The 24,393-nt window shown below is 70.2% G+C and carries 22 protein-coding genes; 9 read left to right on the forward strand and 13 right to left on the reverse strand.

The genetic code is table 11. From position 1 onward, the window contains the following. From KLK06_RS26005 to KLK06_RS26015, 3 genes are all read right to left on the reverse strand, one after another. Complete coding sequence (locus tag KLK06_RS26005) at window positions 1–1,323, reverse strand: extracellular solute-binding protein (RefSeq protein WP_214638235.1); 1,323 nt, start codon at window positions 1,321–1,323, stop codon at window positions 1–3. 33 nt (window positions 1,324–1,356) lie between these two features. Next, the gene (locus KLK06_RS26010; protein ID WP_214638236.1) at window positions 1,357–2,118 is read right to left on the reverse strand and encodes an endo alpha-1,4 polygalactosaminidase; all 762 of its coding nucleotides are present in this window, start codon (window positions 2,116–2,118) and stop codon (window positions 1,357–1,359) included. 336 nt (window positions 2,119–2,454) lie between these two features. Further along, window positions 2,455–3,342, reverse strand: coding sequence for a hypothetical protein (locus tag KLK06_RS26015; RefSeq protein ID WP_214638237.1), 888 nt, complete (start codon window positions 3,340–3,342; stop codon window positions 2,455–2,457). 177 nt (window positions 3,343–3,519) lie between these two features. Between KLK06_RS26015 and KLK06_RS26020 the strand changes: the two genes are divergently transcribed. Beyond that, entirely contained in the window at window positions 3,520–3,831 is a 312-nt protein-coding gene (locus KLK06_RS26020; protein ID WP_214638238.1) for a hypothetical protein, read from the forward strand. 42 nt (window positions 3,832–3,873) lie between these two features. Here KLK06_RS26020 and KLK06_RS26025 read toward each other — a convergent pair whose 3' ends face one another. The 3 genes from KLK06_RS26025 to KLK06_RS26035 all read right to left on the reverse strand — a co-directional run bounded on the left by KLK06_RS26025 (window position 3,874) and on the right by KLK06_RS26035 (window position 10,326). Further along, entirely contained in the window at window positions 3,874–7,125 is a 3,252-nt protein-coding gene (locus KLK06_RS26025) for a discoidin domain-containing protein (RefSeq protein ID WP_214638239.1), read from the reverse strand. Between the two features lie 209 nt (window positions 7,126–7,334). Further along, window positions 7,335–8,336 carry a hydroxyacid dehydrogenase gene (locus tag KLK06_RS26030; RefSeq protein ID WP_308168447.1) on the reverse strand — a complete coding sequence of 334 codons (1,002 nt, stop codon included), beginning with the start codon at window positions 8,334–8,336 and terminating at the stop codon, window positions 7,335–7,337. An 85-nt stretch (window positions 8,337–8,421) separates the two neighbouring features. After that, window positions 8,422–10,326 carry a DUF2264 domain-containing protein gene (locus KLK06_RS26035; protein WP_214638240.1) on the reverse strand — a complete coding sequence of 635 codons (1,905 nt, stop codon included), beginning with the start codon at window positions 10,324–10,326 and terminating at the stop codon, window positions 8,422–8,424. A gap of 140 nt (window positions 10,327–10,466) precedes the next feature. On the opposite strand from KLK06_RS26035, the gene KLK06_RS26040 reads away from it, so the two are divergent. After that, on the forward strand, window positions 10,467–11,480 hold the full coding sequence (locus KLK06_RS26040; protein WP_214638241.1) for a LacI family DNA-binding transcriptional regulator: 1,014 nt from the start codon (window positions 10,467–10,469) through the stop codon (window positions 11,478–11,480). Between the two features lie 4 nt (window positions 11,481–11,484). Here KLK06_RS26040 and KLK06_RS26045 read toward each other — a convergent pair whose 3' ends face one another. The 5 genes from KLK06_RS26045 to KLK06_RS26065 form a co-directional block, all read right to left on the reverse strand. Then, the gene (locus KLK06_RS26045; protein WP_214638242.1) at window positions 11,485–12,522 is read right to left on the reverse strand and encodes a LacI family DNA-binding transcriptional regulator; all 1,038 of its coding nucleotides are present in this window, start codon (window positions 12,520–12,522) and stop codon (window positions 11,485–11,487) included. Window positions 12,523–12,615: 93 nt separating this feature from the next. Beyond that, window positions 12,616–13,335 (reverse strand): cupin domain-containing protein, encoded by a 720-nt coding sequence (locus tag KLK06_RS26050; protein ID WP_214638243.1) that lies wholly within the window; start codon window positions 13,333–13,335, stop codon window positions 12,616–12,618. Further along, window positions 13,332–14,249, reverse strand: a complete 918-nt coding sequence (locus KLK06_RS26055; RefSeq protein WP_214638244.1) for a PmoA family protein — start codon at window positions 14,247–14,249, stop codon at window positions 13,332–13,334. The genes KLK06_RS26050 and KLK06_RS26055 overlap by 4 nt, the downstream gene beginning before the upstream one ends. 289 nt (window positions 14,250–14,538) lie before the next feature. Then, window positions 14,539–15,588, reverse strand: a complete 1,050-nt coding sequence (locus KLK06_RS26060) for a LacI family DNA-binding transcriptional regulator (RefSeq protein WP_214638245.1) — start codon at window positions 15,586–15,588, stop codon at window positions 14,539–14,541. Window positions 15,589–15,866: 278 nt separating this feature from the next. Further along, a complete protein-coding gene (locus tag KLK06_RS26065; protein WP_214638246.1) occupies window positions 15,867–16,205 on the reverse strand; it encodes a hypothetical protein in 339 nt (112 codons plus the stop codon). A 122-nt stretch (window positions 16,206–16,327) separates the two neighbouring features. Here KLK06_RS26065 and KLK06_RS26070 point away from each other — a divergent pair, with 122 nt between their 5' ends. After that, complete coding sequence (locus tag KLK06_RS26070; RefSeq protein WP_214638247.1) at window positions 16,328–16,981, forward strand: response regulator transcription factor; 654 nt, start codon at window positions 16,328–16,330, stop codon at window positions 16,979–16,981. Next, window positions 16,978–18,078, forward strand: a complete 1,101-nt coding sequence (locus KLK06_RS26075) for a cell wall metabolism sensor histidine kinase WalK (protein WP_214638248.1) — start codon at window positions 16,978–16,980, stop codon at window positions 18,076–18,078. Before KLK06_RS26070 ends, KLK06_RS26075 begins: the two co-directional genes overlap by 4 nt. Before the next feature lie 74 nt (window positions 18,079–18,152). Here KLK06_RS26075 and KLK06_RS26080 read toward each other — a convergent pair whose 3' ends face one another. Continuing rightward, window positions 18,153–18,632: an Rrf2 family transcriptional regulator gene (locus KLK06_RS26080; RefSeq protein WP_214638249.1), complete on the reverse strand. Its 480-nt coding sequence runs from the start codon at window positions 18,630–18,632 to the stop codon at window positions 18,153–18,155. An 82-nt stretch (window positions 18,633–18,714) separates the two neighbouring features. Between KLK06_RS26080 and KLK06_RS26085 the strand changes: the two genes are divergently transcribed. Next, window positions 18,715–19,989, forward strand: a complete 1,275-nt coding sequence (locus KLK06_RS26085; RefSeq protein WP_214638250.1) for a CynX/NimT family MFS transporter — start codon at window positions 18,715–18,717, stop codon at window positions 19,987–19,989. A gap of 21 nt (window positions 19,990–20,010) precedes the next feature. On the opposite strand, the gene KLK06_RS26090 is transcribed toward KLK06_RS26085, so the two are convergent. Next, window positions 20,011–20,829 carry an IclR family transcriptional regulator gene (locus KLK06_RS26090; RefSeq protein ID WP_214638251.1) on the reverse strand — a complete coding sequence of 273 codons (819 nt, stop codon included), beginning with the start codon at window positions 20,827–20,829 and terminating at the stop codon, window positions 20,011–20,013. A 105-nt stretch (window positions 20,830–20,934) separates the two neighbouring features. On the opposite strand from KLK06_RS26090, the gene KLK06_RS26095 reads away from it, so the two are divergent. From KLK06_RS26095 to KLK06_RS26110, 4 genes are read left to right on the forward strand one after another with little or no spacing between them, the layout of a single operon-like run. Continuing rightward, the gene (locus KLK06_RS26095) at window positions 20,935–21,588 is read left to right on the forward strand and encodes an ABC transporter permease (RefSeq protein ID WP_214638252.1); all 654 of its coding nucleotides are present in this window, start codon (window positions 20,935–20,937) and stop codon (window positions 21,586–21,588) included. Beyond that, on the forward strand, window positions 21,575–22,630 hold the full coding sequence (locus KLK06_RS26100) for an ABC transporter ATP-binding protein (protein WP_214638253.1): 1,056 nt from the start codon (window positions 21,575–21,577) through the stop codon (window positions 22,628–22,630). Before KLK06_RS26095 ends, KLK06_RS26100 begins: the two co-directional genes overlap by 14 nt. Continuing rightward, complete coding sequence (locus KLK06_RS60125; RefSeq protein ID WP_214638254.1) at window positions 22,627–23,394, forward strand: ABC transporter permease; 768 nt, start codon at window positions 22,627–22,629, stop codon at window positions 23,392–23,394. Before KLK06_RS26100 ends, KLK06_RS60125 begins: the two co-directional genes overlap by 4 nt. A 36-nt stretch (window positions 23,395–23,430) precedes the next feature. Beyond that, window positions 23,431–24,393 (forward strand): glycine betaine ABC transporter substrate-binding protein, encoded by a 963-nt coding sequence (locus tag KLK06_RS26110; protein WP_214638255.1) that lies wholly within the window; start codon window positions 23,431–23,433, stop codon window positions 24,391–24,393.

A 24,393-nucleotide genomic window follows, 5' to 3' on the forward strand; every position in this document is an offset into this window, starting at 1 on the left:
TCAGCGCGGTATGAGCAGGGCGGCGTTGGCCGCGTCGGCACAGTCGCGCAGCGCTTCGGCGGGGGTGCTCTTGCCGAGCAGGACGGCGACGACGGCCTGCCCGAGCGCCTGGGATATCTGTGGGTAGGCGGGGTGCGTGGGGCGGACCCGGGCCGTCTCCAGCGACTTGACGAACACCGGCAGGCCCGGAGTGTCCGCCTCCTGCTTCTTCCAGGCGGGCAGCTCCTGGGTGAGGCGGCTCAGCGGCATGCTGCCCGCCTCCACGTCCCAGCGCACGTCCTGGGCGGGCTGCATGAGCCAGGTCAGGAAGGTGCGGCCGGCCCGTACGCGGGCCTCGCCGTTGTCGAACATGGTCCAGGTGTCGGGACCTGAGATCGTCATCGGCCGCCCGCTGAAGCTGGGCAGGGGCACCACCTCATAGTCGATCTTGGCGGCCAGGATGTCGGGCAACCCCCACGGGCCCGTGACGACCATCCCCATCCGGCCGGCCTGGAACACCTGGTACATCTGCTCGCTGCCGGGCTTGGGGTCGATGTAGACGCTCGCGTCCTTCGCGAGCGCCTCCACCACCTGCAGCGCCTGCGTGCCCGCGTCGGCGAACCCGATGCCGCGACCGTCCTTGGCGACCACGTCGCCGCCCAGGTCCCAGATCAGGGGCCACATCCGCCAGACCGTGTCCTCGTCGCCCGCGCCCGGCCAGCCCGTGCCGAACCGGCCGCTGCCCGCGTCGGTCAGCCGCTTGGCCGTCTCGATGAACTCCGGCCATTTCCAGCCCGCCTGGGGCAGGGGCACCCCCGCGTCGCGGAACACCTTCTTGTTGCAGACCACGGCGAGCGAGTCGAGCACCGCGGGAGCCGCGCGGATCCGGCCGTTGATCGTGACGGCGGCCCGCGACGGCGCCCAATACTCCTTCCACGGCGTGGGACCGGACTCGACCATGCTGGTCAGATCAACCACCTGCGGGCTGCGCGCGACGTTCGCCAGGTCCGATCCGAAGATGAAGGCGATGTCGGGGTAGGAGCCCGACGCGAGCGCCGCGGTGATCTTCTGCAGCATCGCGTCGGCCAGCACTCCCCCGCCCATGTCCACCCGGATGTCGGGATGCGCACGCTCGAAGTCGGCCACCAGTCGCGCCAGGGCGTCCTTGGCGGTGTCGACCTGACCGTGCCAGAGCTCGATCGTGACCCGCCCGTCGGCGCCGACACCGCTGTCGGCGCCTTTCGCACACCCGGCCAGCGCCGTTCCCGCCACCGCCGTGAGCGCCAGGGCGTACCCGCCGCGTAGGACGTCTCGGCGGGAGGGCGGTGGGGCAACGCGCTCCATCTTTACCTCCAGAAACCGTGGTCAGAAGACCATTCAGCAGGTCTTGCGGACGTATCCGCTGCCGCCCTTGGGTGTGACGTCCACGTCGCGCCGGACGATGCTCAGCTTGGTGCCCCAGCCGGAGCACGCTCTCGACAGACCGGTGGCGGTGTACTCGATGACGATCACGTTGTTGCCGAAGGCCGCGGTGTAGTCGCCGCACTCCTTGTACTGGCCGCACTCCTCCGCGACCGCGAAGTCGAGCCCGTTCGCCGTACGCGAGTCGGCCAGCTCCACGGTGTTCTTCTGCGCGATGGCCAGGCCCTGGCTGTGGGCGTGGCTGCTGAGCAGCCGGATGTACGCCTGGGCGTTCGACGCCGTCAGCAGCTTCTTCGAACGCGTGTAGCTGTCGTAGTTGTCGGGCTCGATGGCCTGGTAGCCCTTGGTCTTGCAGCCGGTGATCCAGGAGTTCACCTTCGCGGCGACCCGCTGGCGCTTGGCGTCCGTACGCAGGTCCAGCAGCGCCTCGCCCCAGTCCTCGTCGATGACGACCTTGCCGTTGGCGTCACGCAGCAGCAGGTCGGAGTCCCAGTCCTTTTCCTCGCCGGGCTGGACCTGGAAGGCGTTGACGTAGCAGATGTTGTACAGCCCCGCCGCGGGTGCCGCGGACCTGTCCCTGCTGACCACGGTGACCCCTGTCGGCGGCGTGTAGGCGCCGCCGATCTGGTAGTCGAACCCGGCATGTGTCGGGGGCAAGGTGAACGCGGCCGCCGAGGCGGTCGACGGTGTGGCGGCCAACGCGGCCGTAAGGGCCACCACAGCGCCTAAAGATCTACGGGTGGGGCTCATCGTCGCACTCCAGACGATATAGGGGGTACGTCCCCGCCTCGGACGCTGACAGCGATCCTGGCGACTAAGTCCGGGCTCATGGCCGTGGCCATCTACCGGCTAGGCGTACCTCTGGCGCCGGATGTTAGATACCGGCGTTCATCGGAGTAAATCGAGCACGAACGCTTCTGTCAAGAGCTCGGAGCTGCTCACTTGAGCCGGATTTAGCGCAGCATTGCACAGCAGGTCGGGGACCTTGATGCAGGGCAGCTTACCGTGATCATGAGTTTCGGGCGGGCATTCCCGTGGGAATCGGACCTGGCGTCAGGTCCGCGCGTTGCGGCGCAGGATGCTGAGAGCGCTCACGGTCGTGCAGCCGCGCCAGTCCAGGACACCCGCGGGTGAGATCTGGGCGTAGTCGACGGTCCATCCGCCGTCGTCCTCCTGCATCCCGGCCAGGCGGTCGAGGTCGGCTTCGATCAGCTCCGGGGCGAACAGCGCCCGCACCGGGCGGTCCGGGAACGGCGCGAAGTCCAGCGGGCGGAGCATCTCGTGCTCGGTGCCGCCTTCGACGTGTACCTGGCCGGTGGCCGGGAGGTACGTGCCCAGCCGGGCGAGGAGTTCGGCGGCCTCCGGCTGGGTGTCGTACACGGCGTCCAGGAACCGCAGCGCGAAGGCCAGCACGTACGCGTGCGGCCGCTGGTCGAGGGCGGCGATCGTGTCCAGGCAGTAACGGGTGGCCCGTTCCAGCCAAGGGTGCGCGGCCACGCCGGGCAGGTGGGCGGCGACGCGGTGCGCGGTGGCCGCGGTGACGGAGGTGATCTGCAGCGAGGACACCGTGGTGTCGGCGCCGGCCCACCAGGGCGCGTTGCCGGCGTCGGAGGCGCGGGGCAGCGCGAACGGCACGCCGCCGTCGGGCAGCGAGGCCGACGCCAGCCAGTCGCACAGCTCGACGGCCCGCGTGGTGGCGGCCGGGGCGGTGTCCTCGAACACCTCGAAGGCGTGCAGCGCGGCACCGGGCTGGCTCTCGGGCGAGCGCAGGTCGGGCTCCAGGCCCCAGCCGTAGCCGCCGTCGGGGTTACGGTAGCCGTCCAGCGCGGCCAGCGCGCCGGCCGGATCACCCTCGCCCAGCAGGACCTCGAAGCGGCGGCGGTCCAGGACCCGGGCGTGCGTGGCCATGAAGGCGGTGGCAGCGGAAAGATCAACGTTCATGTGTTCATGATGACCCTGCCGCCGGGCTCCGGTCTTGCAAGAAACGGCCGCGCCAGCAGCAAGGCTCAACGTTCAACGAAGTATGACAAGGCCGACCGTATATCGGCATCCCATTGACGGCCCTGTTTATTCTTAGGAAACTTTCCTAAACGATTCTCGCCGACCCAGGAGCCCTGTATGAACGCGAGAAAATGGTCCGCCGTCGCCGCGACGGCCACCCTCACCACCGGAATGGTGTTCGGGACGGCGCCCAGCGCCTTCGCCGCCCCCAGCGACTGCAGCTACCAGCTCAACACCGGGGAGCGGTGGGCCTCCAGCTACTGCGCCTCCGGCACCGGCGAGCACCGGATCCATGTCCTACAGCGGCACTTCCTGCCGGAGGTCGGGCTGATCCCCATCGAGGGCCCGTGGGTGCCCGCAGGGCAGACCTCGTTCACCGGCATCAGCCCGCACACGACGATCAGCGTCTGGATCGACACCCGCGGCTGAGGCCGTGAAGGGGGCGTGCCCCTGAAGGCACGCCCCCGGCCGTCACGGCCCGTAGGCCTTGACCTCCAGGAGGCCGACGGAGTTGGTGCCGTTACCGGTCAGCAGCACCCGCAGGCGGGTGGTGCTTGTGGCGGTGAAATTGACGGTGTTGTACTGGTTCTTCGCCAGCCCGTACGAACCGGCGCCGGGCATGTCGACGTAGGCGGTGCCGTTCCAGTACTGGAGCTTCCACGACGCGGGCATGTCGATGCCCTCGTCGTCGTCGAAGAAGTACACCTCGGCCCGGTTCAGGGTCTGGGCCGACGACCAGGTCAGGTCCACCCACTGCTGCCCGGTCTCCGGCCAGCAGCCCCAGCGGGGGTTCACGGTGTCGTTGGACGAGGGCGGGTCGATGCCGTCGTTGACGGCGGCGACGCTCTCCCAGGAGGAGGTGTTCGACGCGGACGGGGTCGCCGAGGCGGCCAGGTTGCCGCTCGGCGGCTGCTGGGTGCCGCCGCGGTTGTAGATCTTGATCTCGGTGAGCCCGGTCTTGGCCCCCGAGGCGTTGGTGGCCAGCACCCGTACCCGCTGGGCGCTGATCGCCGGGAACTGCACCACGTTGTAGTTGGCCCGCGGCGCCGACGGGCTCTTGGCCTGGCTCGGCACGCTGACCCACGCGCTGCCGTTGTAGTACTGGATGTCGTACGAGGCGGGAGCCCGGTAGGTGGCGCTGGCCGGGCGGCTGTCCTTGAAGTAGAGCCGCACCTCGTTGAGCGTGCGGGCGGCCCCGAAGTTCACCTCGTACCAGTCCTGGGTGGCCCCGGTGCCGCCCCAGAACGGCTCGTTGATCGGGAAGCCGTCGACCGCGCCTGCGGCGGTGCTGCCCGAGGCGGTGGAGGAGGTCGAGACGCTGGCGCCCGAGGCGAGGTTGGTCAGGTCGGCGGTCAGGTCGACCCCGGCCTTGGCCAGCATGTCCACCATCCGCGCGCCGGTCTGCGTCACCTGCGCGGGGGCCTGCAGCCCCGGCGAGGCCACGTGATAGCTGACCGTGCCGCTCGTGGTGACGTCGCCGGTGGCCGGGTCCCAGGTGAACGGCACCAGCGAGCCGACCGTGGCGACCCTGCTGCCGTTGATGAAGATGGAGTAGCCCTCGGGCACGCCCGGGTAGCGGACCACGCCGTCGGACGGGTCGTCCCAGACGATGGTCAGGTCGGCGTTGCGGTAGCGCAGGTTGTTGACGGTGAAGTGGGTCCAGCCGATGTTGATCGGTGAGAGCTCCACCTTCGCGTCGTTGCGCGGGCGCAGCCCCGCCACGTCCTCGATCACGGTCCAGTTGCTGCTGCCCAGGATGTTGTGGTGGATCCAGGAGCGGTAGGTGATCGCGGAGCCGTTCCAGTCGGCCCAGAACTCGTTGGCGTCCGGCCACTGGGTGTTGCCGTTGACGTACTGGGCCCAGGCGTTCCAGTACAGCAGTTTCTTGTAGTCGGTCGCGCTCATCCAGGAGTTGGCGTAGTTACGCAGCACCGAGGAGTAGAGCCGGAACTGCACGGTCGAGTTGATGGTGGAGAAGTTGTTCGAGCCGGGGTTGCCCGCCGCCGCCGCGGCCGCCTTGTCCACCTGGTTGGCCGTGTAGAAGGGGAAGATCGGGTACTCGGAGGGGCTGTCGAACAGGCGCAGTGCCTGCTTGTACGTCGTGGTGTTGGGGATGGCGCCGACGGAGAACGGATAGTAGTTGTTGATCTCCTTCCACGGCACCCACTCGTTGGTGGACTTCAGCCGGTGCTCGAACAGCTGCCGGCTGGGGTTCCACAGCACGTTGACGATGGCGTTCTGGATCTGCGTCGCGAGCGTGCGCATCTCGGTGGCCTTGGCGGTGTTGCCGATCGCCTCGTACGCCTGCGCCGCGGCCAGCGCGCCGCTGTACTGGTAGGCCGACTCGGCGCGGTCCATGTTGCCGCTCTTCCAGTGGAAGGAGACGGCGTCGGCGTCGTTGCCGGTCAGGGCGCCCCAGTCGTACTCGATGAGCTTGTTGTTGTCGTGGTCGTAATAGGCGAGCTGGCCCTTGACGTCCCCCTCGGCGTAGCGCGCCAGGTTGGCGGCGATCGCCGGCTGGCCGCCGTGGATCTGGTAGCTCTTCCACGCCGCCTCGCCGATGTACTGGGTGTAGCTGTTGGACCAGTTCTCGGGATCGCCCGGGTTGTCGAGGAAGCGGCCGTTCTTCGAGATCTGGCCGACGCTCAGCCAGTCGCCGTAGGAGTAGATCGGGTTGCGCAGGTATTTCAGGTCGTCGATGTGCATGGGCTGGGTGAGCGCGATGGCGTTGTTGTAGCCCAGTACGCCTTCGGTCGAGGTGGGGAACTGGAACGTCTGCCCCGGGATGTCGGCGTCGAGGTTGTTGAAGCGCATCAGCCACCAGCGGTAGTAGATGTTCTTCTTGATGGCCGGCTCGGGCACGTCGATGTAGGGCACGTTCTGCGCCCACCACAGGTTGTAGGCCCGTACGTGGGTGGCGAAGGCGGTGGCGTTGGTGTAGCCCGCGTACGCGTCGTACTCGGTCCGCGACTCGGGGATCTCGTTGGTGACGAAGCCCATGACCACCTTGGCGGTCACGGTCGCGCCCGCCGCGATCGTCACGGACCTGTTCAGGCCGCCGCTGGAGACGGTGAAACCGTCACCGGTCAGCCGGGGGTAGATCGTGGTGAGGTTGTTGTAGGCGTTGACCTGCCCGGTCAGCTCGCTGCCACTTCCGGAGGTGGCGTACGGCGAGGTCGCCCGCAGTTGCAGCGTGGTCGAGCTGGAGCCACCGTTCGTGATCGACAGGTTCGTCACGGCGACGTTGTTGTTCGTGATGAACTTCGTCTGGTTCACCGTGATGGAGCCGCTGGTGTGCACGCTCTTCCAGTAGCTGGGCGCCTGCCAGCGGGAGTTCACCTGCTCGGTGAAGGTGCCCGGCGTGATGGCCACGGTGTAGGCGTTGTTGTTGCTGATGCTCTCCCAGTACGCCACCTGGCCGGCGAAACCGAGCGTGCCCGGGGTGTGGGTCTTCATGAACAGGGCGCGTCCCCGTGACATGAGCCAGGTGCCGGCCGGGTCGTTGCCGGGGCGGGCGAGCAGCCGGTCCATCCAGAAGTCCGTGCCCGAGCTCTCCGCGTCGTAGATGGCCTGCATCATGTTGCCGGTCGTGTACGTACCGGGCGCGGCCGGGATCGCCGGGCCGCCGAAGGTGGGGAATCCGATGGTCTGGGCGGCCTGCGCGGGAGCGCCTAAGGCGAGTGACCCGGCGATGAGCAGCAGGGCCGTGATGATTCTTCTCATGCCTGATTGATCCGATCCGATCGAGCGCGTGGGGGGAATGATCGAACCTAGCGCTTGGTTGTGGTAGCGCTAACAATCCTTTCTGTCGAATCTCCTTAATGAAAGGTTTTCGGAAACGTAGACCGATCTTCCGGACCTGTCAATCAGCGCGGCGGCCTATCCCCTGCCACTTCCCCACGCCGGGGAGCGAAAAGGCTTTCGGCGAGCCGTCAGGCGATGTAGCCGAGCTGCGCGGCTTCCACCCGGCCGCGCAGCGGGCGCCCGCTCAGGAAACGTTCAACCTCGTCGACCGCGAACTCACCCAGCCGCCGTAGCTCACGCCCCTGCGCGCCCGCCAGGTGCGGGGTGACGAGCACATTGGGCATCCGGAAGAGGGGATGCTCCAGCGGCAGCGGCTCGGGGTCGGTCACGTCGAGCACGGCCGAGACGCGACCGGTCGCGCACACCCGGGTGAGCGCGTCGGTGTCGATCAGCGAGCCGCGGGCGGTGTTGATCACGACGGCCTGGTCGGGCAGGAGGCCGAGGCGCCGCTCGTCCAGCAGGTGGCGGGTCTCGGCGAGGGCCGGGGCGTGCACGGTGAGCAGGTCGCTGCGCCGGCACAGTTCGTCCACGTCCACCAGCTCGACCTCCAGCCGGGAGGCCTCCTCCGGGGAGACGTACGGGTCGGACAGCAGGATGTCCACGTCGAAGTCGCGCAGCCGCCGCAGCACGTGCCGGCCGACCCGGGAGGCCCCGATCACGCCGACGGTGCAGTGGTGCAGCCCGGTGCCCGCGCCCGGCTGCCAGGTCGACCGGTCGGCGCCGGCCGCGTAGTGGCCGGCGCGCCCGAAGACCCGTTTCGCGCCGAGGACGAGCATGGCGATGGTGTACTCGGCGACGGGCACGGCGTTCGCCTCCGCCGCGGACGACACGACGATCCCGCGCTCGAACACGACGGGGTCGACGATGGCCTTGACGGTGCCGGCGGCGTGGACGAGGGCCCGCAGCCCCGGTGCCGCCTTCATCACCCCGGCGTCGATGCGCGGGCAGTCCCACCCGGTCAGCAGGATCTCCGCCGTGGCCAGCACCCGCTTGGCCGCCTCCCCGTCGAACGAGGTGAACGTCACCGTCGCGTCTACGTCCACCGACTCCCGCAACCGGGTGATGAGGTCGGCGGGGAAGACATCGTGAAAGGCCCAGGGCGCGATGGCGAAGACCGCGACGGGTGGCACAGACGGCTCCTCAGGTAGGTGAACGGGTTTCGCGGCGACCCTGACCTCGGCGAGGGGCCGCCGCCTTGCGGTTGCGGCACGACGGTCAGTCCGCGCCGCCGTCGGTGACGCGGACGCAGGTGGGGGTGCCGGTGAGGCGGACCGTGGCCGTGTCGCCGCCCGGCAGGTCGATGGTGACCTGGTCGCCCTCGACCCGCGCCTCCGGGGCCCGCACCTCCGGGGTCTGCGCCTCTTCCGTGCCGGTGAGCAGGACGAGGCTGACGTACACGGCGGTCCCGCCCGGGTGCGTGTCCGCGGTCACGTATGGGGTGGCCGAGTAGCGTCCGAAGGCGTTCGCGCCCTCCGCCGTCGCCACCGCGGACCCCGTGTAGCCGTGCAGCCCGCGCACCTCGCTGACCAGCCCGTCCGGCCGCCGCGCCGACGCCCAGAAGTCGCCGCTCCGCGACACGAGCGGCGTCTCCCCCGCGAGGGCGTACCCACCGTCCCTGATCCGGTGTCCGGCGGGCGCGGTGACCTGATGGATCCGCACCTCGGCCGGCCCGTCCACCACCGAGGCCGTCACCACTTGGACCGGTCCGGCCGGCAGGTGGTCGCGGTAGGCGGAGGCGGCGAACCGGTCCTGTGTCGTGAGGGGCTCGATCCGCCGCCGGCGGGAGACGGCCCCATCCGGCGCGACGACGACGAGCTCCCCGTCGACACCGGCCGCCTCGCCCAGGTCCGGCCCGGTGTGGCTGGTGTAGGCGAGCTTGAGGTAGTGCGGATCCGGCACCCCGGCCGGGTCCTGGATCCGGTCCCGGTCGCTGCCGTGGTTGACCAGCCGGACCACGCCGTCCTCGCGGGTGGCGTGCAGCAGCCACCCCGGCGCGCGCAGCGCCACCGCCTGGTCCGCGAGGTCGATCGGCGCCGGGACCTCGGCGTCCGTCCAGACCGGATGCCCGGCTGGCAGCAGCAGTCCGAGGAACGCCTTGCTGGCCCAGTAGGGCGAGCCCGGCCCGGAGTAGCTCTGCGTGACCGGCAGGAACGTGTCGTACCAGCCGAGCGTCAGCAGGCCGCGCTCGTCCGGCACGCCGCGCTCGGTGAAGTGGCGCAGCACGCCGCTGGCGATCCGCCGGGTCCGGCCGGGCGGCAGCGGCGAGGAGCCGGTCAGCGCGCCCAGCCAGAGCGGCGCGGCCGTGGCGAACCGGTAGGTCAGCGAGCGCCCCTGGTGCACGGGCCCGCCGTCGGCGGCGAACAGGTGCTGGTACTGGCCGAGGAAGAGCCGCAGCCGCTCACCGTAACGCTCCAGGCGGGCGGTGTCCCCGGCCATCCTGGCCCACAGCACCGGGTAAAGGTGCATGGCCCAGCCCGCGTAGTAGTCGAAGTTCTTGCCCGCACCGTCGGAGTACCAGCCGTCCCCGACGTACCACTCCTCGATCCGCTCCAGCCCGCCGGTGATCTCGGCGGCCTCGTACGGCCCGCCCACCTCGGCCAGGAACTGCTCGACGACCACCCGGAACAGCACCCAGTTGTTGTCCGGAGTCCGCTTGCCGACGAAGCCCGCCAGCCACGCCACCACCCGCTCCTGCTCGGCCCGGGACAGCCGGTCGTACAGCCAGGGCCGGGTCTCGTGCAGGGCCAGCGCGATCGAGGCCGCCTCCACCAGCGGCTGGGACATGTCGGTCAGCGCCGGCCAGGCGTACGGGTGCGCCGGGTCGGTCCCCGCCACCAGCCCCTGGGCGTACCGATCCAAGAGGGCGGGCGGCACCCGGCCACCCGCCCCGGCGATCCGGAACGCGGCCAGCATGAACGTGCGGGCGTACCCCTCCAGCCCATCGCTCACCGGTCCCGAGATGCTCTGCCTGCCCGGCAGGCGGTACTGGGCGAAGTCGTCGGTGCCGTACGGCACCACGGACGCCAGCAGGTGATCCGCCACGGCCTCCCAGTGCGCCCGGGTCCAGCCGGTGTAGGCGGACAGCTCGGTATCGGCGAGTGGGAGGCGCAGCGGCGACATAAAGCGGATACTACGTCACTTTGGCGGGCTTCTTCCGGCTAAAGTAGCCCTTGATAGTAACCGTTTTAACATCTGGAGGTCGGATGGCCCGGCGGACGGCGTCCGACGACGGCGGGCCACGACCGTCGACCATCCGTGACGTGGCGAAACACGCCGGCGTATCCGTCGCCACGGTGTCCCGGATCCTGTCCGGCACCTATCCCAGCGCTCCCGCCACGCGCGCCAAGGTCATGCGGGCGGTCCGCGAGCTCGACTACGTGGCCAACGCCCACGCTCGGGGGCTGGCCGGGGCGAGCAGCAGCAGCGTCGCCATCATCGTCAACTCGGTCATCTCCCCCCACTACGCCGCCGTCGCCCAGGGTGTGCAGACGCAGGCCGCCCTCGAAGGGCGGTTGTGCATCGTCGGCACCACCGGAGGCGATCCGGAGCGGGAGCTGGCGACGATCCAGCTCATGCGCGAGGAACACGCCGACGCGGTGATCCTGGTCGGCAACGTGGTGGCCGACGACGCCTACCGCGAGCGGATGGGCGAGTACGCCCGCGCGCTGGCCCTCGCGGGCTCGCAGCTCGTGCTGTGCGGGCGCCCCCCGCTGGGGCCCGAGGTGCCGGCCATCGTGGTCGAGTACGACAACACCGGTGGCGCGTACGCCATCACCAGCCACCTGCTCTCGGCGGGCCACCAGCGCATCCTGTTCCTCGGGCGACGGGAGGGCTACAGCACTCCGGAGAGCCGCATCGCCGGCTACCGGGCGGCGCTGGCCGCCTACCGCGTGCCCCACGACCCGGCGCTGGAGGTGGACGGCACGATGGAGCGCCACGAGGGCTACCGCATGGTCCGCGAACGGCTCGACGCGGGGCCGCGCGACTTCACCGCCATCTTCGCCGGGAACGACCTGATCGCCGCGGGTGCCCGCCAGGCGCTCAGGGAGCGGGGCCTGCGCATCCCCGACGACGTGTCCATGGTCGGCTTCGACGACCTGCCGCCCGCCGCCGACATCGACCTGACCACCGTGCACGTACCGCATGAGGAGCTCGGCCGCACCGCCGTACGGCTGGCGCTCGAACGCGAGCGCGGCAGGGCGGGCGCCGCCGAGCACGTCCTGCTGGGCACGCACATCGTCGTCCGCGACTCGGTCCGCCCGAACATCCCCTGACCGGTCAGCGGGGAGGGGTGCTCTCGCGCAGGATCACGCGTGTCTCGATCCGTACGGTCTCCGAGCCCTCGGCGAGCGCGAGCCGCATCGCGCTCGCACCGGCCTCCTCCAGCGGCACCGCCACGGAGGTGAGCGCGGGCACGACGTCCACCGCCGAGCCGATGTCGTCGAACCCGGCGACCGCGATGTCCTCACCCGGGACCAGCCCGGCGTCACGGAAGGCCGTCATGGCGCCGATCGCCATCACGTCGTTGACCGCGAAGACGACCTCGATCCCGTCGAGCCCGCGCCCGGCCAGCTCGCGGGCCGCCGCGTAGCCGCCGGCGCGGGTGAACTCGGTCTCCACCACGAACCGGTCGTCCAGGCTGACGCCCGCCTCCCGCAGCCCCTCGGTGAAGCCGTCGACCCGCTCGCGGGACGTGCGGACCCGCTCGGGGGCGCGGATGACCGCGAACCGCCGGTAACCCGCCCCGGCCAGCGCGCGGGCGAGCTGCCCGGCCCCGCCCCGGTTGTCGATGGTGACGGTGCCGAACGGCAGGTCCTGCTGGCTGATCAGCACGACCCGCCCACCGGCCGTACGGTATTGCGCCAGCTCCTCGACCAGCGCGTCACGCGTGCCGGCGCCGTCGACGCGGCTGCCCGCGATGATGATGACGCGCGGACGCTGGCCGCGTAGCGTCCTGACGATCTCGAGCTCGCGTTCGGGCGACCGGTCGGCGACGGCCATCGTGACGATGAGCCCGGCCGCCTCCGCCGCCCGGGTGACCCCGGCGGCGATGGAGGAGAAGTAGGGGTCGGCCACGTCGCCCACCACCAGCGCCGCGGTGCGCGTCGAGCCCTTCGCGATCGCCTGGGCCGACAGGTGCGGCTCGTAGTCGAGCTTGGCCGCCGCCGCCAGCACCCGGGAGACGTTCTCCGTGCGGACGTTGCGCGTGCTGCCGTTGAGCGCGCGCGACGCCGTGGCGACGGAGACGCCCGCCTCCCGGGCGACGTCGTGCAGGGTCGCCGGTGTCGGGCGCCCGTCAGGCGAGGCTTCGACCATGCCGGACATTGTTTCAGTGGGCGGCGGGCTGACAGACCAGCACGCCGCAGGACAGGAGTAAGGCGGCTATCAGGCGCGACATGAAGGCGCTCCTCAAGGAAGGGGTGAACGTACCTGCGGGTGCGCGACGTCGTGGGTGCGGAGTCGGCCGCACATGCCCCATCGGGCTTCGGGTGGCGCTTCGAGGAGGGTGGCGCTGTGGAGGTGCGTCCCGTCGCCGCGTTCCAGCGCGTCGAGCACCTCGGCGGTGTGTTGGGTCTCCCGGGCGACGGTGTCCTCCCAGGTACGGCGCCAGCCCGCGACGGCGGGGCGCACCAGCGCGACCGCGCTGTCATAGAACGCCTGCAGCGGTCCCGGATCGCCGTCGGACAGGCTCTCGGCCAGGCGCAGGAAGCCCTCCACGGCCAGGTCACGACGGCGCCGGACGGCGTCCTCCACACCCTCGCCGACCGGCAGGGTGGCCGCCTCGCGGTAGCGGGCCGCGTCGGCCACGACCTCCGGCGGGAACGTCATGACCGCGTCACCGGCCTCGGGCAGACCGGCGTTCTGCATGACCACGACCACCTCCAGACCGCCCCGGTTGATCGCCCGATGGATCGTGCCGGGCGTGAACCACACCGTCGAACCGGCGCTCAACGGCGTCTCCCGGAAACCGTGCACGTCCAGCGTCTGCAACGCGCCGCTACCACCGATGACGACGTACGCCTCGGTGGAGGCGGTGTGCAGGTGCGGGGTGCCGCCTTCGAGGCCGTCGTGGCACGTACCGGAGTAGACCGACAGGCGGGTGACGGAGGTCCCGCCGGGGAACGTCATGGCCGCACCCCCAGCGCGGAACGGCCCTGGTCGGCCAGGTGCCGGGTGCCTTCCTCGCCATGGTCTCCGGCAGCCACCACGACCGCGTACCGGAAGCTGATCGTCTCGCCGTCCGCGACCGGCACCTCCTCGCTGAAGAACGGCGCCGGGCACAGGCAGGCGAACTCCTCGCTGCGGGCGAACCACTGCGGCGGGTGCTGGGGGTTGGCGGCGTCGTCGACCATGACGATCGTCGACCAGTCGCCGCTCTCGTCGTGCCGACCGCGGAAGCCGAACCACTCCGCCCGCATCCCCCGCAGGTCGCCGCCGGCACCGGCGCCGGTCGGGGACTGGACGATGCCCTGGGTGAACGATCGCGGGCCGCGCCAGAACAGGCCGCCGTATCCGGCGTTCTCGCGGCCCTTGGTGGTCGGCGAGCCGATGTCGAGCGCGGCTCCCGACACGTTGGTCATGTCCGTCTCGAACACCAGCACCCAGGTCGAGTCGTCCAGCACCTGGGCCGTCAGCGCGCGCCGCTCGTCGATGACCGGCTGCCCGGCCTGGGAGCGCCAGCCGAGCCGGTGGCCGATCACCGCGCTCTCGCCCTCGGCCGACAGCGTGGTCAGCTCCTGGTGCACGGCACTGCCGTTGTTGTCGAGCTGCACGTAGAAGCTGCCGTGGACGTACGTGGGGCCGCCCCAGAAGTTGTGCTCGCCCACGTGCGGCAGCGACCAGGCGATCCCCTTGTGCCAGACGTGGTCGTGCGGCCTGAACAGCGACACCACCTCACCGGCCAGGGTCCTGATCGGGTGCAGGTACGGCTTGGGCGACTCCAGCGTGGGCGTGTCGGGCCGGTAGGTGTAGGTGAACAGCTCGACGTCTCCCGCCGAGACGGCGATCGACCGGTCGAGCGTGTGGCAGACCTGGAGCGTCATTGCGCTTTCTCCCATGGGGTACCGCTTCCAGGTGGCCTCCTGGGCGGGTTTGGCGGGGAGCTGGGAAAACGTATTCCGCAGTTTGCATGCCGGTTACGGCGACGTCAAGAGCGGGTTTCCGAGCAGGCGAGGCCCCGGGGACAGCCGCGACAGGGTACTCAGGGGCACTCAACCGCGAGCGGCGCGGGGACGCTGAAAGGCGTTCAGCCGGGAGCTCGTCGCGACCCCGGGGCGCACCCGCGCAATGCCGTTTCCGCGCGCTTCAGCGGTTTACCGGAATGCGACGGACCTATTTACCGTTATTCGCAGCGGCACGTTCCATCGTGCTTTCCCTGATGATGATTTCCCCCTGCACGGTCAAATGCACAGGCTCCGTACGTTCGGCCAATGCCAGGCGGATCGACTCGGCACCCACATGCGCCAGCGGAAGCGCCACGGTCGTCAATCGAGGCGTCACGTCAACGGCCAGTTGAATATCGTCGATCCCCGTTACCGAGACGTCAACAGGCACCCTTACCCCGGCGGCCCGGAAAGCCGACATCGCCCCGATCGCCACCACGTCGTTGACCGCAAAAACCGCGTCCGTCTCCCCCAGCCCCTCGGCGACCAGCCGCCGCGCCGCGTCGAACCCGCCCTGGCGGCTGACCTCGCAGTCCACGACCCGAATGTGCCGGTCCTCGACCCCGCCGCCGGCCAATCCCTCGACGAATCCCGAAACCCGCGCGGACAGGTTGACCCACCCACCGGCCCCGGCCAATATCACCACCCGCCGATGCCCCGACTCCGCGACGAACGCGCCGAGCGCCCGAGCGGCGCCGTGATTGTCGAACCCGATCGAGTCGAAGGACTCTTCGGTGACGCCGACGATCACGACCCGTCCGCCTTCCCGCTCGTACGCCTGCAGTTCCTTGAACAGGCGGCCTTCGAGCGCGTTCGGCTCCAGCCGGTTGGAGGTGAGCACGAGCGCCCGCGGGCGCAGGGCACGGAGCAGGCGGACGGTTTCGAGCTGCCGTTCGGGCGTCGCCCGCGTGGACGAGACCGTGACGAACGCCCCGGACGCACGGGCCCGCCGCTCCATCGCCGCCACGATGATCCCCATCGACGGGGTGGTGAGGTCGTCCACGACCAGCGTGATCGCGTCACTGGCCCTGCGCATCGCCCTGGCCGACAGGTCCGCGGTATAACGCAGCTCGGCCGCCGCGGCGAGCACCCGCCGCTCGTATTCGGGCGCGACCGTACGGGAGCTGCCGCCCAGCACCCGGGACGCGGTCGCCACCGAGACCCCGGCCGCCGCGGCCACATCGTGCAAGGTGACCGTGGGTCTGGCCGCATGGGGCATTCGCTGATCCTCTCCCACCAGGCAACCGACCGATCGCCTCGACAATACTGGATACGGTCACCCGCGAGTGGTCCCCTGCGATGTTGCGACCCCGTTCGGGGCCCGCGATCTCCGAATGTTAAATGTGACGGCTTCACGAAAATCTTTCGCCGGACGCATTCCAGCAGCGATATGGATTAAGCCCGAGAACAATATGCGGCCCGCCTCACACCCGGACGGGCCGTCGACCGCTATTTCTGACCTCGAGCCGACACCGCGGACGTTTCCTGCGTAGTGCGCTACGGGCGCCGCACGATCACCGGGGCCACGGGTGCTGAGGGCGCAACAGGCAGTTGGGTGCCGGTGGGCAGCAGCGGCTCGCACGCCTTCACCGCCGCCCCGTACTTGGCCGAGAGGACGTCGACGCGTTCACCCTTGATCTCGAGGTTGATCAGCCCGTCCGAGGAGACCACGACCTCGGGAAAGTCGGGCAGCCCCTTCGCACGCACGCAGTCGGTGAACGCCTTGGCGTCCTCGCCGGGGCCGTCCGGGGCGGACATCACACCCGCGCCCCCGACCACTCCCGCGGCGACGACCGCGGCGGCGAGGACCACGTTCCTGATCGTTGAGCCGAGCATGATGGCTCCTCCGTTTCTGTCGCGTCTGTTCGGTGAAGCCAGCAAAACCGAGGACCGGTTGCGGGACGGGGACGGCGGCGGTTACCCCGCTGTAACCCGCGGCTGGGCATCCTGGGTGGATCATGAGGGTGCTGATGGTCGAAGACCACGAGGAACTGGCCCAGACAGTGGCCGCGGGGCTGCGCCGCGAGGGTATGGCCGTCGATGTGGTGCTGGACGGCGCCGCCGCGCTCGACCGTACCTCCGTCAACCACTACGACGTGGTCATCCTCGACCGCGACCTGCCCGGCCTGCACGGCGACGAGGTGTGCAGGTCGCTCGTGCGCGTGGGCTATCCGGCGCGGGTGCTGATGCTCACCGCCGCCGGGACGATCGACGACAAGGTGACCGGGCTGGGGGTCGGCGCCGACGATTACCTGCCCAAGCCGTTCGCCTTCGCCGAGCTGGTCGCCCGGATCCGGGCGCTGGCCAGGCGGTCGCGTCCGGCTCTGCCGCCGGTGCTCGTCCACGGCGACCTGCGCCTCGACTCGACCACGCGGATCGCCACCCGCGACGGGCGGCGGCTGTCGCTGAGCCCCAAGGAGTTCGCCGTGCTGGAGCTGTTGCTGGCCGCCAGGGGTGCCGTGGTCTCCGCCGAGCAGCTCCTGGAGCAGGGCTGGGACGAGTTCGCCGACCCGTTCACGCAGACCGTGAAGGTGACGATCAGCCGGTTGCGCCGCAAACTGGGCGACCCGCCGCTGATCGAGACGGTTCCGCAGGCCGGATACCGGATATGAGGCGGACGGCCCGGCTGCGCCTGACGCTCCTGTACAGCGGGCTGTTCCTGCTGGCCGCGGTGGTGCTGGTCGCCCTCATCTACTTCCTGGTCGTGTACTCGCCCTTCCCAAGGCCGCCGACCGCTCCCACGGCGCCCGGGGGGCTCGGCCTGCCCGTACCTGAGCCTCAGGTGAAGGTGCAGCAGGCCGAGAGCATGCGCCGGCTGCTGGTCAACTCGCTGGTCGCGCTGGCGGTCATGGCGTTCGCGTCGATACTGCTGGGGCGGCTGATGGCCGGGCGCGTCCTACGACCGCTTGGCGACATGACGGCCACCGTCCGGCGCATCACGGCCGACCGGCTCGACCGGCGGCTGGCCGCGTCCGGGGCGGACGACGAGCTCAAAGAGCTGGCCGACACCTTCGACGAGCTCCTGGATCGGCTGGAGGCCGCGTTCACCGCGCAGCGGCGGTTCGTCGCCAACGCCTCCCACGAGCTGCGCACCCCGCTGACGCTGCAGCAGGCCATGGTCGAGGTCGCGCTCGCCGACTCCGCGGCCGACGCCGGGGCGTTGCGGACCGTACTGGAACGTCTGCTCACCAACGGAAAGCACCAGGAACGGCTCATCGAAGCCCTCCTCACCCTGGCCCGCAGCCAGCAGGGCCTGCATCACCGCCAACCCGTCGACCTGGCCGCGATCGCCGGGCAGGCCCTCGGCCAGCGGGGCGACCAGGGCGTCCGCGTCGAGTCCGCGCTGCGCCCGGCACCCGCGTCCGGTGACCGTGCCCTGCTCGAACGCCTGGTCGCGAACCTGCTGGACAACGCCGCGCGGCACAACGTGCCCGACGGCTGGATCAAGGTGACCACCGCCGTGGAGTCCGGCCGGCCCACCCTCAGGATCTCCAACAGCGGCCCGGTGATCCCGCCCGATCGGGTCCCCACGCTCCTGCAGCCCTTCCAGCGTCTGGAGACCGGAAGGAGAGCCACCGGCGACGGCCTGGGGCTGGGCCTGTCGATCGTCGCCGCCATCGTCCAGGCCCACCACGGCACGCTGGAGGCCCGCGCCCTGCCTGGAGGCGGGCTGGAGGTGGCCGTCGCTTTGACGGGCTCGATCACCTAAGTGGTCTTGACCCGGCAGCGGGACCCTGCTTGGGGACACGACGAGGTGCCTGTTCGGCCAGGTAGCCGCATATGTCACGCCGTGGAGGTCAGCCAGCGGCGGACGTCGGCCATCGCCGTACCCTCGCTGTCGGCGTCGATGCCCGCCGCAAGGTCCGCGATCGTGATGTCGGCCAGCGCGCCGTACCAGGCCTCCTGCGCCGAGGCCATCGCGCGGGCGATCGCGCACGGCCGGTCACACCGTTCGGCCGGTACGGCCAGCGGTCCCTGTTGCCGGATCTCCGTGCACCGGTAGGCGGGTGAGGTGCCGTCGATGGCCTGGACCACCTCCAGCACGGTGATCGCCGCGGCGGGCCTGGTGAGGAGGTAGCCGCCGACCTGGCCGGCCGTCGACCGTACGATGCCCGCTCTGGAGAGCGCCTGGAGGTGCTTGGCCAGGTACGCCGGAGGGGTGCCGTGCAGCTCCGCGAGCCGCGCCGCCGGCACCGGGTCCCGGCTCTGGCTGAGCGTGACGCAGCCGTGCAGCGCCCACTCCACTCCGTTGGACATCTTCATGTCAGCACCCTACCCATTCCGGATAAGGAATGTCCGTGATAGAACTCGGATAGTAAATATCCGAGATCAACTGGGAGTCTCCATGACGCGTACCGCCCTCGGCGCGGCCGCCGTCGCGCTGTTCGTCGCCGCGGCGAACCTGCGGCCGGCGATCGCCGCCGTGTCCCCTCTGGTGGACCGCATCCAAACCGACCTCGACCTGTCCGCCACGGGAGTGGCGCTGCTGACGACCATCCCGACGCTGGCCATGGGGGTCTGCGCGCCCCTGGCGGCGGTGGTCGGCCGCAGGTTCGGGCTGCGGCGCGGGGTGCTGATCGGGCTCGTCGTCATCGCCGTGGCGACGGCGGCCCGCGTCTTCGGCGGCTCCGCCTGGCTGCAGCTCACCTGCGCGGCGGCCGTCGGGGCCGGGATCGCGATCGCGCAGACGCTGCTGCCCGCCGTGGTCAAGACCCGCTTCGCCGACCGAGCCGGCCTGGTGACCGGCATCTACACGGCCGGCCTCGGCCTGGGCGGGGCGGTCGCGGCCGGGGTGACCGCCCCACTCGCCGACGCCATCGGCTCCTGGCCAGGGGCGCTGGCCTCCTGGGCGGTGCTCGCGGTGGCGGGCATGGCGATGTGGTCTGCCTCCGCCACCTCCCTGGGCCTCGACAGCGGCCCAGCCCCAGTGGGTACGGCCCGAACCGGAGCGGGCGCGACCGGAGCCGGCCAAGCGGGCCCCGTTACCAAGGGGCTGCCCTGGCGGAGCGGTGTGGCGTGGCGCATCACCGCGCTGTCCGCCGCCAACTCCGCGCTGTACTACTGCGAACTGGCCTGGGTCGTCCCCCTGCTGCACGAGGACGGGCAGCGTGCCGCCACCGGCGCGGGCGTGCTGCTGACCGTGATGATCTCCATCCAGGTCGTCGCCATGCTGGCCGTACCGGCGCTGCTGGGTGAAGGGCGGGACCGGCGTGCCGGGCTGGCCCTGACGACGGTGTTGACAGCGATCGGGTTCGCGGGCCTGGCGGCGGCGCCGGCGACGGTCACCTGGTTGTGGATCGCCGCCTTGGGCGTCGGCCACGGCGGGCTGTTCACGCTCGTGCTGACGCTGCCCGTGGTGGTCAGCCGCGACGCCGCCGAGGCCGGACGGATCAGCGCGATGGCGTTCTTCGTCGGCTACGCCTGCGCCGCCCTGGCGCCCCTGCTGGTGGGGGCGCTACGGGACGCGACGGGAGACTTCCACCTGGCCTTCGGCCTGCTGAGCGCCCTGACCGCCGCGATGCTGCTGCCCATCGCCCGGCTGCACAAGGGCGGGGACGAGCGAGGGCGCGGGGACGAGAGTACGGCCGGACGGCGCACAGCGAGCAGCCCGAGTTTGTGAGGCGTCACAGATGCGACCGGTTCACCGTGCCCGTGACGGCATGGCCGACAGAACGCCTCGGCCGCCCGGTGGCAGCCCCAAGGCGATCGAGAGCTGGCGCGCCGTCTCCGCGGCGATGCCGCCGATCTCGTGCAGGCGCGACTCACCCGGCGCGCGAGTGACCGACACGGAGACGGCGGCCGCGATCACCCCTCGGTGGTCGCGTACCGGCGCCGACACCCCGAACACACCGTCGTCCATCTCGAACGCCGTCACCGCGTAGCCAAAGGAGCGTACGTGGGCGACGTCGGCCAGCCACTGCTTCTCGTCGTTGACCGAGGAGCCCAGGCCGACGGGCAGCGGAGCCCGCAGGCTTTCGCGGATCTGCGCGTCGTCCCAGTCCGACAGCAGCGACCGGCCGGCGGCCGCCATGATCACCGGTATCGAGATGCCCTCCCAGATCCGGTGGAAGGCCCGCGAGGAGGGCAGTGTCATCAGCGTGAGCGCCATGTCGCCGCGCTGCACGCACAGGTGCGTGTCCTCGTCGCAGACCGTGGCCAGCCGCCTCAGGAAGGGCACGGCCAACTGGACCAGCCTCGACTGCTGCGTACGCGCCGCGAGCGCGAACAGCCGCCAGCCCAGGCGATAGCGCTTGGTCATCGGGTCGCGCTCGACCATGCCCTCGGCCTCCAGAGCGCGCAGCGCCCTCGATACCTGGCTCTTCTCCCTGCCCAGCCGCTGCGCGATCCAGTTGACGCCGAACCCGTCCACGTCGCGATCATCCCCATGGCCCGCCAGCACTTCCAGGATGTCCATGTCCCGCCGGAGTCCGGCCGACGAAACCGGCGACTTCTCGCTCATTCCCACCCTTGCTCGGTTGCGCTGACCGCAACCCATTTTGCGATGACTGCAATTGGTCACATACGTTTACACATTCCTACAAGCGTAAGTAAAGGCGGACACTCTATGAATTTCAGCGAGTACGTGGTCTCACGCTGGGACACCCTCTCGCTGGCCGCCGCCGAACACGCCCTCGTCGTCGGCATCGCCATCGGCGTCTCCACCGCCGTCGGCATCGGCATCGGGCTCCTTACCCACGACCTTCCGAAGGTCCGGGGCCTCTCGCTGGCCATCTCCGCCGCGATCCTGACGGTACCCTCCCTGGCGCTGCTAACCCTGCTCATCCCGATCACCGGGCTGGGATGGGGATCCACGCTGGTCGCGCTGACCGCGTACGCGTTCCTGCCGATCATCAGGAACACGGTCGCCGGGCTGCGCGGCGTCGACGCCGCCATGGTGGAGGCCGGGCGCGGGATGGGCATGGGCCGGGCCCGCGTCCTGCTGAAGGTGCGACTGCCGCTGGCCTGGCCGCTGATCCTGACCGGAGTGCGCGTCGCCACACAGATGCTCATCGGCATCGCGGCCATCGCCGCCTACGTCGACGGGCCCGGCCTCGGCACGCAGATCTTCGAAGGGCTGTCCCGGCTGGGCTCGGTGAACGCGCTCAACGCGACGCTCGCCGGCACGCTCGGCATCGTGGTCATCGCGGTGCTGTTCGACCTGTTCTTTTTCGCCGTACGTCAACTGACCATCCCAAGGGGGCTTCGTGTTCGACCGTGACACCGGAGGCGCGCGTATTGAGCTGCGGGCACTGACCAAGCACTACCCGGGGCAGCCCGCGCCGGCGGTGGACCACGTCGATCTCGACATCCCCGCCGGTGAACTGGTGGTCTTCGTCGGCCCGTCGGGCTGCGGCAAGACGACCACGATGAAGATGATCAACCGCCTGGTCGAGCCCACGTCGGGCGAGATCCGCATCGGCGGCGAGGACGTGCTGAGCCTGCATCCCGACGAGCTGCGCAGGCACATCGGCTATGCCATCCAGCAGGTGGGACTGTTCCCGCATCAGACCATCGGCCAGAACATCGGCCTGGTGCCGAAGCTGCTGGGCTGGTCCGCCGCCCGTACGGCCGAACGGGTGGAGGAACTGCTGACCCTGGTGAACCTGGAGCCGTCGGCGTTCCACGACCGCTACCCCAGCCAGCTCTCCGGCGGGCAGCAGCAGCGGGTGGGCGTGGCCAGGGCGCTGGCGGCCGATCCGCCCGTGATGCTGATGGACGAGCCCTTCGGCGCCACCGACCCCATCACCCGTGAGCACCTGCAGAACGAGTTCGTCAAGCTCCAGAAGCAGCTGCGCAAGACGATCATCTTCGTCACGCACGACTTCGAGGAGGCCATCAAGCTCGGCGACCGCATCGCCGTACTCCGGGAGCGATCGCACATCGCGCAGTACGACACGCCCGCGAACATCCTGGCCCACCCCGCCGACGACTACGTCGCCGGCTTCATCGGCCAGGACGCCACGCTCAAGCGGCTCGCGCTGCTGCGCGTGGGAGACGTGGAGTGCACGCAGCAGCGGGGAAGCGCGGACATGCCGCAGATCACCTCGGACGCCAGCCTGCGCGAGGCCCTGGACGTCATGCTCGCGCACGGCACCGACCGCTGCGGCTCGCCGTCCGGCGTGCTCACCTACGGCGCGCTGTGCGAGGCGGTGGGAACCGAACCGGCATCGGCCTCGGAACCCACCCCGGCATCCGCCGCGCGAAAGGAGCCGGTGGGAGCCGGGCCGGCCACCGCCCTCAAGGAGGCGGTCCGCCGGTGACCACCGCGACACTCCGGGCAGGCCGGACCCGCCCGTTCGGGCGCGTGTCAGGTCTGCGGCACGTCATCACTCCGGTGATCCTCTGCGGCGTACTGTTCGCCCTGTATGCCTGGATCAGCGCGCAGAACCTGGACTCGATCGAGAGCCGCAGCCTCACCCGGGAGTTCCTCCTGGCCAAGGCCGTGGAGCACGTCCAGCTGACGTTCCTGGCCACCGCGCTCGTGGTGGTCGTCGCGATTCCTCTGGGCGTCGTCGCCTCGCGGGCCCGCAACCGGCTGATCGCCCCCGTCATCCTCACCGTGGCCAACCTCGGCCAGGCGATCCCGTGCATCGGGCTGCTCGTGCTCTGCACGTTCCTGCTCGGGGTGGGCTTCCAGACCGCCCTGGTCGGCCTGGTCGCCTATGCGGTGCTGCCCGTGCTGCGCAACACGATGGTCGGCGTACAGCAGGTCGATCCGGCGCTCATCGAGGCCGCGCGCGGCATGGGGATGACCAGGGGGCAGGTGCTACGCCGGGTCGAGCTCAAGCTGGCCGTGCCGGCGATCCTCGCCGGCCTGCGGACCGCGCTCGTCCTGACCGTCGGCGTCGCCACGCTCGGCGCGTTCGTCGCCGCGGGCGGCTTCGGCGAATTGATCATCAACGGGCTCAAGCTGAACCGCATGCCCGTGACCATCGTGGGCGCCGTGCTGACCGCGTGCATCGCCTTCTTCATCGACTGGCTGAGCGGGCTCGCCGAAGACCTGCTCAAGCCCCGCGGCATCTGACCACACGCTCATCCAGCTCCAAGAGGTGCTTTTTTCATGCACGTCCGCAAGACGTTCACCCTGCTCACCGCCGCTGCCCTGACCCTGACCGCCACGAGCGCCTGTGGCCCGAGCGACGCCGTCGAGGCCTCCAGCGCGGGCAGCGAGCTGTCCGGCGCCAAGTTCGTCATCGGCTCCAAGGACTTCACCGAGAACATCATGCTCGGGCAGATCGCCGTGCAACTGCTCAAGGCGCACGGGGCCGAGGTCGAGGACAAGACCAATCTCGGCGGTACGGTGCCCAACCGCAAGGCCCTGGAGTCCAAGTCGATCGACATGTACTGGGACTACTCGGGCACCGGCTGGATCGAGCACCTGAAAAACGCCACCCCGATCCCGGACGCGGCCAAGCAGTTCAAGGCCACCGCGGACGAGGACCTGGCGAAGAACAAGATCCGCTGGGTCGGGCCGACGCCGCTGAACAACACCTACGCCCTGGCGATCCGCTCGGAGAAGGCCAAGGAACTGGGCGTCAAGACGCTCTCCGACGTGGCGAAACTGGCCAAGACCAAGCCGGACGAGGCGTCGTTGTGCGTCGAGTCGGAGTTCTCCACCCGTGACGACGGGCTGCCGGGGCTGTCCAAGGCGTACGGGCTGAACCTCCCGAAGGACAAGGTCAGCCAGCTCGACACCGGCGTCGTCTACACCGAGACCGACAAGGGCCAGACCTGCAACTTCGGCGAGGTGTACACCACCGACGGCCGCATCGCCGCGCTCGGCCTGACCGTGCTGCAGGACGACAAGCACTTCTTCCCGATCTACAACGCCGCCGTCACCGTACGGGACGAGACCTACCAGAAGTACCCGGCCCTGGAGAAGGTGCTCAAGCCGGTGATCGCCAAGCTGGACGACACGACCATGCGGAAGCTCAACGCCCAGGTGGACGTCGACGGCGAGGAGCCGAGCAAGGTCTCCGCCGACTGGCTCCGCACCTCGGGCTTCCTCGGCAAATCCGCCTGA

Source organism: Nonomuraea sp. NEAU-A123 (assembly GCF_018603905.1).
Classification (GTDB): Bacteria; Actinomycetota; Actinomycetes; order Streptosporangiales; family Streptosporangiaceae; genus Nonomuraea.

Bases quoted from the DNA above. Each gene is read 5' to 3' on its own strand.
- KLK06_RS26005 (WP_214638235.1), bottom strand. From the start codon at position 1,323: ATGGAGCGCGTTGCCCCACCGCCCTCCCGCCGAGACGTCCTACGCGGC.
- KLK06_RS26015 (WP_214638237.1), bottom strand. From the start codon at position 3,342: ATGAACGTTGATCTTTCCGCTGCCACCGCCTTCATGGCCACGCACGCC.
- KLK06_RS26020 (WP_214638238.1), top strand. From the start codon at position 3,520: ATGAACGCGAGAAAATGGTCCGCCGTCGCCGCGACGGCCACCCTCACC.
- KLK06_RS26025 (WP_214638239.1), bottom strand. From the start codon at position 7,125: ATGAGAAGAATCATCACGGCCCTGCTGCTCATCGCCGGGTCACTCGCC.
- KLK06_RS26035 (WP_214638240.1), bottom strand. From the start codon at position 10,326: ATGTCGCCGCTGCGCCTCCCACTCGCCGATACCGAGCTGTCCGCCTAC.
- KLK06_RS26045 (WP_214638242.1), bottom strand. From the start codon at position 12,522: ATGGTCGAAGCCTCGCCTGACGGGCGCCCGACACCGGCGACCCTGCAC.
- KLK06_RS26050 (WP_214638243.1), bottom strand. From the start codon at position 13,335: ATGACGTTCCCCGGCGGGACCTCCGTCACCCGCCTGTCGGTCTACTCC.
- KLK06_RS26055 (WP_214638244.1), bottom strand. From the start codon at position 14,249: ATGACGCTCCAGGTCTGCCACACGCTCGACCGGTCGATCGCCGTCTCG.
- KLK06_RS26060 (WP_214638245.1), bottom strand. From the start codon at position 15,588: ATGCCCCATGCGGCCAGACCCACGGTCACCTTGCACGATGTGGCCGCG.
- KLK06_RS26065 (WP_214638246.1), bottom strand. From the start codon at position 16,205: ATGCTCGGCTCAACGATCAGGAACGTGGTCCTCGCCGCCGCGGTCGTC.
- KLK06_RS26070 (WP_214638247.1), top strand. From the start codon at position 16,328: ATGAGGGTGCTGATGGTCGAAGACCACGAGGAACTGGCCCAGACAGTG.
- KLK06_RS26075 (WP_214638248.1), top strand. From the start codon at position 16,978: ATGAGGCGGACGGCCCGGCTGCGCCTGACGCTCCTGTACAGCGGGCTG.
- KLK06_RS26080 (WP_214638249.1), bottom strand. From the start codon at position 18,632: ATGAAGATGTCCAACGGAGTGGAGTGGGCGCTGCACGGCTGCGTCACG.
- KLK06_RS26085 (WP_214638250.1), top strand. From the start codon at position 18,715: ATGACGCGTACCGCCCTCGGCGCGGCCGCCGTCGCGCTGTTCGTCGCC.
- KLK06_RS26090 (WP_214638251.1), bottom strand. From the start codon at position 20,829: ATGAGCGAGAAGTCGCCGGTTTCGTCGGCCGGACTCCGGCGGGACATG.
- KLK06_RS26095 (WP_214638252.1), top strand. From the start codon at position 20,935: ATGAATTTCAGCGAGTACGTGGTCTCACGCTGGGACACCCTCTCGCTG.
- KLK06_RS26110 (WP_214638255.1), top strand. From the start codon at position 23,431: ATGCACGTCCGCAAGACGTTCACCCTGCTCACCGCCGCTGCCCTGACC.